Origin of the sequence: Bacillus haimaensis (genome assembly GCF_048270625.1) — a bacterium.
Taxonomy (GTDB): Bacteria; Bacillota; Bacilli; order Bacillales; family Bacillaceae_I; genus Sutcliffiella_A; species Sutcliffiella_A haimaensis.
Map to the genome: position 1 here is coordinate 3,856,551 of NZ_CP158164.1, position 13,041 is coordinate 3,869,591.

Sequence of the window (13,041 nt, forward strand, 5' to 3'; positions counted from 1 at the left end):
CTACCCAAATGCTTATCTTTAAAGTCCTGTTGGTCATTAGTCTTTAGCTACAGTTTCTTTTACTTCTTCTACTTGCTCTGAATCTAAAGAAATTCCTTCTGAAGATTGCTCTTCTTCATCTTCCATGTCTCTCATTTCGATCTCTTTCTCATCGCCGGATAGGATTTTAACATCCATACCCAAACTTTGAAGTTCTTTGATAAGTACTTTGAAAGATTCAGGAACGCCAGGTTCAGGAACATTTTCACCTTTTACAATCGCTTCGTACGTTTTCACACGTCCTACCACGTCATCTGATTTAACAGTCAAGATTTCTTGAAGTGTATAAGCAGCACCATATGCCTCAAGCGCCCAAACTTCCATCTCCCCGAAACGCTGTCCACCAAATTGCGCTTTACCGCCAAGTGGCTGTTGTGTAACAAGAGAGTAAGGTCCAGTTGAACGGGCATGCAGCTTATCATCAACCATGTGGGCAAGTTTGATCATGTACATGATCCCGACAGACACACGGTTATCAAACGGCTCACCGGTTCTTCCGTCATAAAGGACAGTTTTTGCGTCTCTTGCCATGCCAGCCTCTTCTAGAGTGCTCCAAACATCTTCTTCACGCGCGCCATCAAATACGGCGGAAGCAACGTGGATACCTAGTGTTCTGGCTGCCATACCCAAGTGAAGCTCCAATACCTGACCGATATTCATACGAGAAGGAACCCCTAGTGGGTTTAGCATGATATCAATTGGCGTACCATCCGGCAAGTAAGGCATATCTTCTTCCGGTAAGATACGGGAGATTACCCCTTTGTTACCATGTCGTCCGGCCATTTTATCCCCTTCAGAAATTTTACGCTTCTGAACGATGTAAGCACGAACAAGCTGGTTAACGCCTGGTGGCAGTTCATCTCCGTCTTCACGGTTAAATACTTTTACATCAAGGACAATACCGCCGCCACCATGAGGAACTCTTAGTGATGTATCGCGTACTTCCCTTGCTTTCTCTCCGAAGATTGCGTGTAATAGACGTTCTTCTGCTGTAAGTTCCGTTACACCCTTAGGCGTTACTTTCCCTACAAGAAGATCTCCATCTTTCACTTCTGCACCGACTCTGATGATTCCGCGATCATCCAAGTTCTTCAGGGCTTCTTCCCCTACGTTTGGAATATCGCGGGTGATTTCTTCTGGTCCAAGCTTAGTGTCACGTGCTTCTGACTCATATTCTTCAATATGAATGGAAGTGTAAACATCGTCTTTAACCAGACGCTCACTCATGATGATTGCATCCTCGTAGTTATAACCATCCCACGTCATGAACCCTACCATTACGTTACGGCCAAGCGCTAGCTCACCTTTTTCCATGGAAGGACCATCCGCAAGGATTTCACCTTTTGTAACTTGATCGCCAACAGAAACGATTGGACGTTGGTTATAGCAAGTACCTTGGTTGGAACGAATGAATTTTTGCATTCTGTACTTATCAAGGTTTCCTTTAACCTGTTGTCCATCTACTTCTTCCATACGGCGAACCCATACTTCACGTGCTTCTACACGTTCTACAACACCAGGGTATCTACAGATTACTGCTGCACCTGAGTCTCTTGCAGATACGTGCTCCATACCTGTACCAACAATCGGTGATTCCGGCTGCATTAATGGTACAGCTTGACGTTGCATGTTCGCTCCCATAAGCGCACGGTTGGAGTCATCATTCTCCAAGAAAGGAATACACGCTGTCGCAGCGGAAACAACCTGTTTAGGAGATACATCCATATAGTCGATTCTTTCGCTGATAACAACGGTGTTCTCCCCGCGGAAACGGGCAACAACATTTTGATCCAGGAATGTCCCATCTTCCCCTAAGCGAGCATTCGCTTGGGCAACAACATAGTTGTCCTCTTCATCTGCTGTCAAGTAATCAATTTGGTTTGTTACTCTACCTGATTCAGGGTCGACCCTGCGGTAAGGAGTTTCAATGAATCCAAACTTATTTACTTTTGCAAAAGAAGAAAGGGAGTTGATTAATCCGATGTTCGGTCCCTCTGGAGTTTCGATCGGACACATACGCCCATAGTGGGAGTAGTGAACGTCACGCACTTCAAAGCCGGCACGCTCACGCGTTAAACCACCAGGTCCAAGCGCGGATAATCTACGTTTATGCGTTAATTCAGCCAGTGGATTGGTTTGATCCATGAACTGAGAAAGCTGTGAGCTACCAAAGAACTCTTTAATGGATGCGATAACAGGACGGATGTTGATCAGCTGTTGAGGCGTAATCGTGTTTGTGTCCTGGATGGACATTCTTTCACGAACTACACGTTCCATTCTGGATAAACCGATGCGGAACTGATTTTGAAGAAGCTCTCCAACAGAACGCAAACGACGGTTACCAAGGTGATCGATATCATCTGTATCTCCAACTGCATGTAAAAGGTTAAAGAAGTAACTGATAGAAGCAATGATATCCGCAGGTGCGATATGTTTCACTTTTTCTTCGATGAAGCCATTGCCCAATACCAGAATTTCCTTTTCACCTTCTGCATCGTTTGGTGCATATATCTTAATAGATTGCATAGCCACTTCTTCTTCCACAACTCCGCCATTCGGATGGAAAGAAGTCAGTCCGATGCCATCTTCAAGGTTAGGCAAAATACGGTCTAAAGTTCTGCGATCCAACAACGTACCTTTTTCCACGATAATTTCCCCTGTTTCAGGGTCCACTAGCGTTTCAGCAATACGCTGGTTGAATAGTCTGTTCTTAATATGAAGCTTTTTATTAATCTTGTATCTTCCAACACTTGCTAAATCATAGCGTTTAGGGTCGAAGAATCTAGATTCCAATAAGCTTTTTGCGTTTTCAACCGTTGGTGGTTCACCAGGGCGTAGACGCTCGTATATTTCTAGTAATGCCTTTTCGCTACTTTCTGTGTTATCCTTATCTAAAGTATTGCGAAGGTACTCGTTTTCGCCCAGAAGATCAATGATTTCCTGGTCGGATCCGAATCCAAGAGCACGCAAAAGAACCGTTACTGGTAGTTTACGAGTACGATCAATACGAACATATACAACATCTTTTGCATCTGTTTCATACTCTAACCATGCACCACGGTTTGGAATAACAGTAGCCGAAAAGCCTTTTTTACCATTTTTATCTACTTTTCCGCTGTAATACACACTTGGAGAACGTACCAATTGTGATACAATAACACGTTCTGCTCCATTAATAACGAATGTTCCTGTATCCGTCATTAACGGAAAATCACCCATAAATACATCCTGGTCTTTAACTTCACCAGTTTCTTTGTTAATGAGACGAACCTTCACACGTAAAGGAGCTGAGTATGTAACATCTCTTTCCTTTGATTCTTCAACGGAATATTTAGGTTCCCCTAAGCTATAGTCGATGAATTCTAACGATAGATTTCCAGTGAAGTCCTCAATAGGAGAAATATCATGAAACATTTCTCTCAAACCCTCATCAAGGAACCATTGATAAGAAGAGGTTTGAATTTCTATTAGATTTGGTAATTCTAATACTTCACTAATGCGAGCATAACTTCTGCGTTGGCGGTGTCGTCCATATTGAACTAGTTGACCTGTCAACTCATTCACCCCTCGTATCAAGCGTTATTAAAGCCAAACAAAAAAATTTTTCAACACAGCAGAAAACTACCATGTTAAAAAAGAAAAATGGTTTCAATACAGAAAACCACATTTTTTTACATTCGCTCTATTGATTTTACTATCTTTTCCAAGCATACTAATTTTATACATGCAATTGACATAAAATTATTATAGCTCAAAAAAATACATATTGGCATTAAACAATGCTACCACAACTAAAATACTGCGTCAACCTTTTTTTGATTTAATAATATAGTAGCCTTTTTTCTTCATAACCACTTCTACTTCTTCAAATAATGACTCCAGCTTTTCCATTGCCGATGGTGCACCCTGCTTTTTTTGGATGACGATCCACAGCTCGCCGCCCGTAGCCAAATGCTCGAATGCTTTCTCCAAAATTTCATGGACCACTTTTTTCCCTGCGCGAATTGGCGGGTTGGAAAGGATTGCTGCATAATCTGTAGAAGTTACCTTTTCATAAATATCGCTAGAAAAGATATTAACATTTTCGATACCGTTTCTTCCGGCATTTTCGCTTGCCAGTTCAACGGCTCTCTCATTTATATCTATCATATCTACTTGTCGGTCAGGAAAAGTCTTGGCAATCGAAAGGCCGATCGGGCCATAACCGCATCCGACATCCAGGATGTTTCCTGGAATTTCAGGTTCCGCAAAAGCTTCAATCAGAACTCTCGACCCGAAGTCCACTTCTTTTTTTGAAAAGACACCAGCATCCGTAGTAAAGGAAAGCTTATGGCCTTTCAGCTCGAAATCCCAATGTTGTCTGTTACTTTCCACGGACGGTTTATTAGTAAAATAATGATCTGCAGCCATAATCATTCTCCTTGCTCCAAGTAGCTTTGATGATATTTAGTACATTTGAAAAAAACAGTAAGCAAACTATCTATCTTTTGAAGATTCGATAGTTTAAAAAAAGCTCGCTAACGGGTAGCGAGCTTTCTAAGAGCCTGTAATTACTTAACTTCTACAGAAGCTCCAACTTCTTCAAGTTTAGCTTTGATTTCTTCAGCTTCTTCTTTAGCAATACCTTCTTTAAGAGCTTTAGGAGCGTTGTCAACTAATTCTTTCGCTTCTTTCAAACCAAGACCAGTAAGTTCGCGAACTACTTTGATAACCTTGATTTTTTGTCCACCAGCGCTAGCTAGTACTACGTCGAATTCAGTTTGCTCAGCAGCAGCTTCAGCAGCTACACCAGCAGCAGCTACAGGAGCAGCAGCAGTTACACCAAATTCTTCTTCGATTGCTTTTACTAGGTCGTTTAATTCTAAAACAGTCATATTCTTAACCGCTTCAATGATTTGTTCGTGTGTCATTGTTATTTTCCTCCTTAATAATATATGGGTTTTTTGTTTCTTTACTTAACTTGCTAGATGAAAATTAAGCGCCTTGCTCTTCTTTTTGCTCTGCAACTGCTTTTGTAACAAGAGCCAGGTTGCGGATTGGAGCTTGAAGAACGCTAAGCAACATAGAAAGTAGACCTTCGCGGGATGGAAGTTCAGCAAGAGCTTTCACTTCTTCCACTGTAGCTACGTTTCCTTCGATTACACCAGCTTTGATTTCCAATGCTTCATGCTTTTTAGCGAAGTCATTCAAAATTTTAGCAGGAGCTACTACATCTTCAGTAGAGAATGCGATAGCGTTTGGTCCTGTAAGTGCATCGTTAAGTCCATTGATCTCCGCTGCTTCTGCCGCACGGCGAGTTAAAGAGTTTTTGTAAACCTTGAACTCAACACCTGCTTCACGAAGTTGTTTACGAAGTTCTGTTACTTCTGCCACGTTAAGTCCACGGTAGTCAACTACGATTGTAGAAACAGATCCTTTGAACTTATCAGCGATTTCTCCAACAATTTCCTTCTTCATTTCAACTGCTTTGCTCATCGTTACACCTCCTATATAGTTGGTTACTACTTATACCGACCGGTGTACATAAAGAATGCCTCCACGTAATATGGAGGCAGAAATTTTAGTTTAAAAGCATAAAGCCTTTTATCGTAAAATCTACACCTCGGTAGGAAATTAAGCTCTGATGAGCACCTACTGTCTACGGTACAAACAATATCATTTTATAAACACAACGATTATTATAACCGCGTAGTTAACTTATGTCAATATGTTAGTTTTTTACAGCTACAACAGTAGAAGTATCAACTTTAACGCCAGGGCCCATTGTAGAAGTAACGGCTACGTTCTTCATGAATGTACCTTTAGCAGCAGCTGGTTTAGCTTTTTGTAAAGTTTCAAAGATTGTACCGAAGTTCTCAACAAGTTTGTTATCTTCGAAAGAGATTTTACCGATTGGAACATGGATGTTACCGGATTTGTCAAGGCGGTATTCAACTTTACCAGCTTTGATTTCGTTAACAGCTTTCGTTACATCAAATGTTACAGTACCAGTTTTAGGGTTTGGCATTAAACCTTTAGGTCCTAAAACGCGACCAAGTTTACCAACTTCACCCATCATGTCAGGAGTAGCTACGATAACATCAAAGTCGAACCAGCCTTGGCTGATCTTTTGAATCATATCTGCATCTCCAACGTAGTCAGCTCCAGCAGCTTCCGCTTCTTTCGCTTTCTCGCCTTTAGCAAATACTAATACTTTTTGAGTTTTACCAGTTCCGTGAGGAAGAACTACTGCTCCACGGATTTGTTGGTCGTTTTTACGAGGGTCAACTCCAAGACGGAATGCAACTTCCACAGTAGCGTCGAACTTCGCAGTGTTTGTTTTCTTAACTAATTCGATAGCTTCGTTAACAGAGTAAGCCGTTTGACGGTCTACAAGTTTCGCAGCTTCGATGTACTTTTTACCTCTTTTAGCCATTTTAAATGTCCTCCTTATGTGGTTTTAGCGGAATAACCTCCCACGAATAAAGGTTGCGAATTGGCAATAGACCGAATCCGCAACCCCGAACAGCAGTTAAATCAATAGCGATGGATTAGTCTTCGATGACGATACCCATGCTACGAGCAGTACCTTCAACCATGCGCATTGCAGCTTCTACACTGGCAGCGTTAAGGTCTGGCATTTTCGTTTCCGCAATCTCGCGTACTTTGTCACGCTTAACTGTTGCAACTTTATTACGGTTTGGTTCACCAGAACCAGACTGGATACCAGCTGCTACTTTAAGTAAAACTGCAGCAGGTGGAGTTTTCGTAATAAATGTAAATGAACGGTCTTCAAAAACCGTAATTTCAACAGGGATAATAAGACCAGCTTGGTCCGCTGTACGAGCGTTGAACTCCTTACAGAAACCCATGATGTTAACACCTGCTTGACCTAGTGCTGGTCCAACTGGTGGTGCTGGGTTAGCTTTCGCTGCTGGAATTTGTAGCTTTACCATTTTGATTACTTTTTTAGCCACGAGACACACCTCCTTAAGTCCGTGATGTGGTATCTGGGATTGCTCCCTCCCACTCAACTCATTCTTTATATATTAGATAAAGAATATTTTTTTATTAATAGTCTCTTTTTGAGAGACATACTGACCTTTGAAATAATATCACTTTTACGAAATTATTTCAAGTTTTTTTACATTATAATTTTTCGATCTGTGTAAAGTCAAGCTCCACAGGGGTTTCACGGCCGAACATATTTACAAGAACTTTCACTTTATGCTTATCTTTATCCATCTCAGTGATGTGTCCAGTGAAGTTTGCGAAAGGACCTTCTTTTACGCGTACCGTTTCTTTCATTTCGAAATCTACCTCGATCTGTTTCTCCGCCATGCCCATTCTCTTCAGGATGAATTGGATCTCGTCATCCAAAAGAGGGGTAGGTTTTGAGCCAGAACCGCTCGATCCTACGAATCCAGTTACACCAGGAGTATTACGAACCACATACCAGGAGTCATCTGTCATGACGATTTCCACAAGTACATAGCCTGGGAATACTTTCTTCTTGGTTACTTTCTTCTTGCCGTTCTTGATATCGGTTTCTTCCTCTTCCGGAACAACTACACGGAAAATCTTGTCCTGCATTCCCATAGACTCTACTCTTTTTTCTAAGTTCGCTTTTACTTTATTCTCGTAACCGGAATAAGTATGAACGACGTACCAGCTTTTTTCCATGTATAAGGACTAACTGTCCGTCCCTCCCCATTAATCTTTATTTTTTGTTGCTTGATTCATATTTGCAATGCTGCCAACCAACCCCGAATACAAGGTGTCGACTCTAAACACCCTGATGATCTCCGTTCCAGGCGACAGCGATCGCGGGACGGTCCGGGAGCCTCCTCGGCGCTTTGCGCCTGCGGGGTCTCCCGTAACCACTTCGTCCCGCAGGAGTCTCGCGCCTTGCACTCCGATCATCAGGGGAAGCGGGTTAGATTGACATGGCCAACTAATCACAAAAGATAGGTTGATCTACTACCTATTTTTCTCCAAATGAAAAAACCCGTTGGACGGGTTTTTTTGTAAACAGTATTAATCACATTATACCATGATATAACATGACTTATTCAAGTGCAAAAAGAATAAGTGCGAAATTTATCGTATTACTAGACGAATAAGCTCGGAAATCCCAAGATCTACAACATAGAAGAACACTGCTGCAAAAACAACGGTAGTTACTACTGTGATTGTATAGCGAGTTAATTCCTTACGTTTAGGCCAAGAGACCTTTTTCATTTCACGGTTCACACCACGAAAGAAATTAGTTAAACGTTGCATCCATGTAACCTCCAACCCCATAAATACTATTATCTATTTTGTCTCCCGATGAACGGTATGAGCATTACAAACCTTACAAAACTTCTTTATTTCCAAACGCTCGCCATTTTGCGCCTTCCCTTTTACAGTAGAGTAGTTCCTAGAACCACATTGCGCACAGGCAAGCACCAATTTACTCTGCATTGAGTACACCACCACATACATAGATGTCCATAAAAATGTAACATACCTGTAACATGGATGTCAACGGTACCAAAAATGGAGTTGGACACTTATTAAAGCGTAATCTCCCTTAATTCTAGGTATCTCTCTAGCTTTCTTTTGACCCGCTGCAAAGCATTATCGATTGACTTCACATGCCGGTTTAAATCTTCTGAAATTTCCTGATAGGATCTTCCATCCAGATAGAGAACTAGCACCTTTCGTTCGAGATCACTCAAAAGCTCTGCCATTTTGACTTCGATATCATCAAATTCCTCTTGGTTAATGATCAGTTCTTCAGGGTCCATCACTTTAGCACCTGAAATCACATCCATTAACGTCCGATCTGATTCCTCATCATAAATAGGCTTGTCCAGTGAAACATATGAATTAAGTGGAATATGCTTTTGTCTTGTTGCTGTCTTGATGGCTGTAATGATTTGCCTTGTAATGCACAGTTCGGCAAACGCCTTGAAGGAGGTAAGTTTGTCCTCTCTGAAGTCGCGTATTGCCTTGTAGAGGCCTATCATTCCTTCCTGCACAATATCTTCTCGATCTGCACCAATGAGAAAGTAGGATCTAGCTTTCGCTCTTACAAAGTTTTTATACTTGTTGATTAAATAGTCCAGCGCTTCACTATCACCTAAATGTACGTGTTCGACTACCTGCTCATCTTCCATTAATTCCAATACCCTGCTAGTTTTTCTTGGGTCGCTCACTATCACACCTATCCCTCCGACCGAAACAGTAGATAGAAATATTATACAGTAGGCTTAATTTGACCGTCAACCACTCATCGCTGCCCTCTGCGCCATTTTTCGAAAATTGCTGAAAGTTCAGTGTTTAGTTCAATGCGTTTTGAGGGCTTTTCGTTGGTAAAATTTGTTACTTTCTTTTTTATCCGATTCTCTATGGCATTGGTTTCATTCAGCAGTTCACGTGCCGATTTTCTCAGCGCGCCTTGCCCGAATATCGCCCACTGCTCGGTAAAATCGGACGTGGCTACATGGATCTGTGTGCGAATATCACTGAGACTGATTGCCAGTTTCTCGATCCGTTCGTCTGCGGTTTCATTTTCCCGGGTATAAATGACTTCCACACGATGGTTTTTATATTTCGTTTCAATGCCTTGTGAAAGGTGGGCATCAAACACCACCATCACCCGATAGCCGGTATATGCCTGGTATTCCGCCATTTTTGAAACAAGGATATCACGTGCCAGAGCAAGATCCTGATCCTTCAGTTTTCTCAGCTCCGGCCACGCGCCAATGATGTTGTAACCATCTACAAGCAAGATATCCATTGCTTTTTATACTCCTGCCGGCTGTCGTTTGCGGTAAACCTCATACATAAGCAGACTTGCGGCCACGGACGCGTTCAGGGAAGTGACCTTTCCTACCATCGGCAAGGACACGAGAAAGTCGCATTTATCTTTGAGCAGCCTTGCCATTCCTTTTCCTTCGCTTCCGATAATGAGGCCTGTAGGCAAGGTTCCGTCCATATTTCGGTAATCGACGGTTCCTTTTGCATCGGTTCCAAAAATCCATAATCCCTTTTCCTTCAGCTCGTCCACTGTGCGGGCCAAGTTAGTGACCCTTACCACTGGGATGTGCTCAATGGCACCTGTGGAAGCCTTCGCAACCGTAGCGGTCAATCCAACCGCACGACGCTTCGGAATAATGATCCCATGTGCTCCCACCGCATCCGCAGTTCTCATGATCGACCCCAGATTATGAGGGTCCTCTATTTCATCCAAGATTAGAAAGAATGGTGTTTCATTTCTTTTCTCCGCCAAGTGAAAAAGGTCGTCCAGTTCCGCATAATCATATGCTGCAACAGATGCCACCACACCTTGGTGATTCCCCTCAGCCATTTGATCGATTTTCTTTTTTGGTACAAACTGCACCAGTACATTCGCTTCTTTTGCAAGATCTATAATCTGCTGCATGGAACCCTTTTGTGACCCTTCGGCTATCCAGAGCTTATTGATTTCCCGTTTCGATTTTAACGCTTCGAGCACAGGGTTTCTCCCGATGATAAATTCTTTTGACATCCTCACTCACCTCTTTCTTCATCTACGATTTTAATGCAATCTTCGATGACTTGTTCCATTCTGTCTGTTGATCCCGATAAATATAAAAATCCGATTAATGCCTCAAAGGCAGTGGAGTAGCGATAGGTTTGAACGTCCGTATTTCTCGGTACCGAACCGGATTTCGCATTGCGCCCCCGTCTGATCACCGCTTCCTCTTCCACGGTGAAAAACTCCGCTTCCGCCAACTTGTGCAGCAAGCGTGCCTGCGACTTGGCAGACACATAGCTGGTTGCAGTGCGATGGAGTTGATTAGGGCGTACCTTCCCTAGCTTCAAGAGGTGATGACGAATGTATGTCTCATAGACGGCATCACCCATATAAGCAAGTGCCAGGCTGTTTAATGTCTTTGCATCTACAGTGTTGGAACTCATGTATGTGTTACCCTCTTTTCCATCTCGTACCTTGTGCCGTATCCTCTAAGATGATATTTTTCAGCTTCAATTCATCCCGTATTTGATCTGAAGTCGCAAAATCGCGGTTCTTTCTCGCATCTATCCGCTTTTGGATCAATGCATCGATTTCTTCGTCCAGCAATTCCGCTTCTTCAATCAACGCTACACCAAGCACACCGAACAACTCTTCAAACTGTGTGAGGAATGCCTGAAGCACGCTAACGGAAGTATTCTTTTCGCTCGCATAAAGATTTGCCTGTTTAGCCATGTCAAACAGGACGGAAATGGCATTGGCTGTATTGAAATCGTCGTCCATCACTTTAATGAACTCCTTCTTCAATGCATCCACCTTTTCGAGCCATTGATTGTCTTCCGTTTCTTCCGTCAGGTTGGCACTGCTGTCCATACGGTGCTTTATGTTGGAATAGGCGGTTCTAATTCTCTCCAGCCCGTTTTGCGTGCTTTCCAGCAGTTCATCGTTGTAATTGATCGGATGACGGTAATGAACCGAAAGCATGAAGAACCGGATCAGCTGTGGATCGTGCTTCTTAATGATGTCATGAACAAGAATGAAGTTGCCAAGGGACTTCGACATTTTCTCATTATCGATATTAATATACCCATTATGCAACCAGTATTTCGCAAACGTCTTGCCTGTCAACGCCTCGGTTTGGGCAATCTCGTTTTCATGATGGGGGAAGGAAAGGTCCTGTCCGCCTGCATGAATGTCAATCGTATCACCAAGATACTTGCGTGCCATGGCAGAGCATTCGATATGCCAGCCAGGACGTCCTTTCCCCCAAGGGCTTTCCCAGAAGATTTCCCCTTCCTTCGCGGCTTTCCAAAGAACGAAGTCCAGTGCATCCTGCTTCTTTTCCCCTACTTCGATACGGGTACCGAGCTGCAGGTCCTCGATCGGCTGATGGGAAAGCTTCCCGTACTCCTTGAATTCCCTGGTTCTGTAATACACATCCCCGCCGGACTCATAGGCAAAGCCCTTTTCAATCAGTGTTTCGATGAATTCTATAATAGTATCTATATTCTCCGTGACACGCGGGTGGACGGTTGCCTGCTTGCATCCCAATGCGGAAACATCCTCAAAGTAGGCTTCAATAAAGCGCTCCGCAATAGTCGGAACATCCTCGCCAAGTTCATTCGCTGCCCTGATCATCTTGTCATCCACATCGGTGAAATTGGATACGTAATTCACTTCATATCCGCGATACTCGAGGTATCTTCTCACGGTATCAAATACAATCGGCGGCCTTGCATTACCTATATGAATATAATTATAAACAGTAGGTCCGCACACATACATTTTCACCTTTCCCTCTTCAAGCGGGACAAATTTCTCCTTCTGGCGGGTTAAGGTATTATAAAGATGAATAGTCATCTGCGTTCTTCCTCTCTTTTAAAAGTTGCAGCTCTTTCTGCAATTCTGTAATCTGCTTTTCCAATGCAATAAAACGGTCTCCTGTCGGATCGGGCATGTTCTGGTGATTGAAATCTTTCTTTACCCTTACCCCGTCCTGTATGACAATCTTGCCTGGAATCCCCACTACTGTGGAATTGTTGGGGACGTCCTTTAATACAACCGATCCGGCTCCTATCTTGGAATTCTCTCCAACTGTGATGGAACCTAGTACCTTCGCTCCTGCTGCAATCAGGGCATTATCCATGATCGTAGGATGTCTCTTTCCTTTTTCTTTTCCCGTTCCTCCCAAAGTGACACCTTGAAAAACGGTTACGTTATTACCAATCTCACAGGTTTCCCCGATTACGACACCCATCCCGTGGTCAATAAAAAAGCGCCGTCCTATCTTGGCTCCCGGATGAATCTCAATTCCTGTGAAAAAGCGGCTTATCTGGGAGATCACTCTCGCGATAAAAAACAGTTTTTTCCGGAAAAAAGCATGTGCCAGACGGTGAGCCCAGATGGCATGCAGACCTGAATAAGTTAAAATGACTTCAAAGTAATTCCTAGCAGCAGGGTCCTGTTCGAAAATGACATCTATATCTTCTTTCAATGTTCGTAGCATCCCACATTCCTCC

General features: G+C 43.0%; 15 protein-coding genes and 1 other annotated feature. All 15 genes read right to left on the minus strand.

What is annotated here, in order from left to right; genetic code table 11:
- Window positions 1-36: 36 nt before the first annotated feature.
- Window positions 37-3,594: a DNA-directed RNA polymerase subunit beta gene (gene rpoB / locus ABN702_RS19670; RefSeq protein ID WP_417898360.1), complete on the minus strand. Its 3,558-nt coding sequence runs from the start codon at window positions 3,592-3,594 to the stop codon at window positions 37-39.
- A gap of 249 nt (window positions 3,595-3,843) precedes the next feature.
- The gene (locus ABN702_RS19675) at window positions 3,844-4,449 is read right to left on the minus strand and encodes a class I SAM-dependent methyltransferase (RefSeq protein WP_417898361.1); all 606 of its coding nucleotides are present in this window, start codon (window positions 4,447-4,449) and stop codon (window positions 3,844-3,846) included.
- A 140-nt stretch (window positions 4,450-4,589) separates the two neighbouring features.
- Window positions 4,590-4,949 carry a 50S ribosomal protein L7/L12 gene (rplL, locus tag ABN702_RS19680; protein ID WP_417898362.1) on the minus strand — a complete coding sequence of 120 codons (360 nt, stop codon included), beginning with the start codon at window positions 4,947-4,949 and terminating at the stop codon, window positions 4,590-4,592.
- Window positions 4,950-5,013: 64 nt separating this feature from the next.
- Entirely contained in the window at window positions 5,014-5,514 is a 501-nt protein-coding gene (gene rplJ, locus ABN702_RS19685) for a 50S ribosomal protein L10 (RefSeq protein ID WP_417898363.1), read from the minus strand.
- Between the two features lie 42 nt (window positions 5,515-5,556).
- Window positions 5,557-5,701, minus strand: a sequence feature (ribosomal protein L10 leader region).
- A 48-nt stretch (window positions 5,702-5,749) separates the two neighbouring features.
- Entirely contained in the window at window positions 5,750-6,454 is a 705-nt protein-coding gene (gene rplA, locus ABN702_RS19690; protein ID WP_386645292.1) for a 50S ribosomal protein L1, read from the minus strand.
- A gap of 115 nt (window positions 6,455-6,569) precedes the next feature.
- Window positions 6,570-6,995, minus strand: coding sequence for a 50S ribosomal protein L11 (gene rplK, locus ABN702_RS19695; protein ID WP_141395235.1), 426 nt, complete (start codon window positions 6,993-6,995; stop codon window positions 6,570-6,572).
- Window positions 6,996-7,167: 172 nt separating this feature from the next.
- On the minus strand, window positions 7,168-7,701 hold the full coding sequence (gene nusG / locus ABN702_RS19700) for a transcription termination/antitermination protein NusG (protein WP_386645298.1): 534 nt from the start codon (window positions 7,699-7,701) through the stop codon (window positions 7,168-7,170).
- A 417-nt stretch (window positions 7,702-8,118) separates the two neighbouring features.
- Window positions 8,119-8,301, minus strand: a complete 183-nt coding sequence (gene secE / locus ABN702_RS19705; RefSeq protein ID WP_204420047.1) for a preprotein translocase subunit SecE — start codon at window positions 8,299-8,301, stop codon at window positions 8,119-8,121.
- A 33-nt stretch (window positions 8,302-8,334) separates the two neighbouring features.
- Window positions 8,335-8,484 carry a 50S ribosomal protein L33 gene (gene rpmG / locus ABN702_RS19710; RefSeq protein ID WP_417898364.1) on the minus strand — a complete coding sequence of 50 codons (150 nt, stop codon included), beginning with the start codon at window positions 8,482-8,484 and terminating at the stop codon, window positions 8,335-8,337.
- A gap of 92 nt (window positions 8,485-8,576) precedes the next feature.
- Window positions 8,577-9,233, minus strand: a complete 657-nt coding sequence (gene sigH / locus ABN702_RS19715; RefSeq protein ID WP_417900979.1) for an RNA polymerase sporulation sigma factor SigH — start codon at window positions 9,231-9,233, stop codon at window positions 8,577-8,579.
- A 62-nt stretch (window positions 9,234-9,295) separates the two neighbouring features.
- Window positions 9,296-9,805: an NYN domain-containing protein gene (locus ABN702_RS19720; RefSeq protein ID WP_204420051.1), complete on the minus strand. Its 510-nt coding sequence runs from the start codon at window positions 9,803-9,805 to the stop codon at window positions 9,296-9,298.
- 6 nt (window positions 9,806-9,811) lie between these two features.
- Window positions 9,812-10,555 (minus strand): 23S rRNA (guanosine(2251)-2'-O)-methyltransferase RlmB, encoded by a 744-nt coding sequence (gene rlmB / locus ABN702_RS19725; RefSeq protein WP_417898365.1) that lies wholly within the window; start codon window positions 10,553-10,555, stop codon window positions 9,812-9,814.
- A 2-nt stretch (window positions 10,556-10,557) separates the two neighbouring features.
- The gene (locus tag ABN702_RS19730; RefSeq protein WP_417898366.1) at window positions 10,558-10,968 is read right to left on the minus strand and encodes a Mini-ribonuclease 3; all 411 of its coding nucleotides are present in this window, start codon (window positions 10,966-10,968) and stop codon (window positions 10,558-10,560) included.
- A 7-nt stretch (window positions 10,969-10,975) separates the two neighbouring features.
- Entirely contained in the window at window positions 10,976-12,382 is a 1,407-nt protein-coding gene (cysS, locus tag ABN702_RS19735) for a cysteine--tRNA ligase (RefSeq protein WP_417898367.1), read from the minus strand.
- The gene (gene cysE, locus ABN702_RS19740; protein ID WP_417898368.1) at window positions 12,363-13,028 is read right to left on the minus strand and encodes a serine O-acetyltransferase; all 666 of its coding nucleotides are present in this window, start codon (window positions 13,026-13,028) and stop codon (window positions 12,363-12,365) included. The genes cysS and cysE overlap by 20 nt, the downstream gene beginning before the upstream one ends.
- Window positions 13,029-13,041: the final 13 nt, after the last annotated feature.

Bases quoted from the DNA above. Each gene is read 5' to 3' on its own strand.
- nusG (WP_386645298.1), bottom strand. From the start codon at position 7,701: ATGGAAAAAAGCTGGTACGTCGTTCATACTTATTCCGGTTACGAGAAT.
- rplJ (WP_417898363.1), bottom strand. From the start codon at position 5,514: ATGAGCAAAGCAGTTGAAATGAAGAAGGAAATTGTTGGAGAAATCGCT.
- ABN702_RS19675 (WP_417898361.1), bottom strand. From the start codon at position 4,449: ATGGCTGCAGATCATTATTTTACTAATAAACCGTCCGTGGAAAGTAAC.
- rpmG (WP_417898364.1), bottom strand. From the start codon at position 8,484: ATGCAGAGTAAATTGGTGCTTGCCTGTGCGCAATGTGGTTCTAGGAAC.
- cysS (WP_417898367.1), bottom strand. From the start codon at position 12,382: ATGACTATTCATCTTTATAATACCTTAACCCGCCAGAAGGAGAAATTT.
- rlmB (WP_417898365.1), bottom strand. From the start codon at position 10,555: ATGTCAAAAGAATTTATCATCGGGAGAAACCCTGTGCTCGAAGCGTTA.
- ABN702_RS19720 (WP_204420051.1), bottom strand. From the start codon at position 9,805: ATGGATATCTTGCTTGTAGATGGTTACAACATCATTGGCGCGTGGCCG.
- rplA (WP_386645292.1), bottom strand. From the start codon at position 6,454: ATGGCTAAAAGAGGTAAAAAGTACATCGAAGCTGCGAAACTTGTAGAC.
- ABN702_RS19730 (WP_417898366.1), bottom strand. From the start codon at position 10,968: ATGAGTTCCAACACTGTAGATGCAAAGACATTAAACAGCCTGGCACTT.
- secE (WP_204420047.1), bottom strand. From the start codon at position 8,301: ATGCAACGTTTAACTAATTTCTTTCGTGGTGTGAACCGTGAAATGAAA.
- cysE (WP_417898368.1), bottom strand. From the start codon at position 13,028: ATGCTACGAACATTGAAAGAAGATATAGATGTCATTTTCGAACAGGAC.
- rplL (WP_417898362.1), bottom strand. From the start codon at position 4,949: ATGACACACGAACAAATCATTGAAGCGGTTAAGAATATGACTGTTTTA.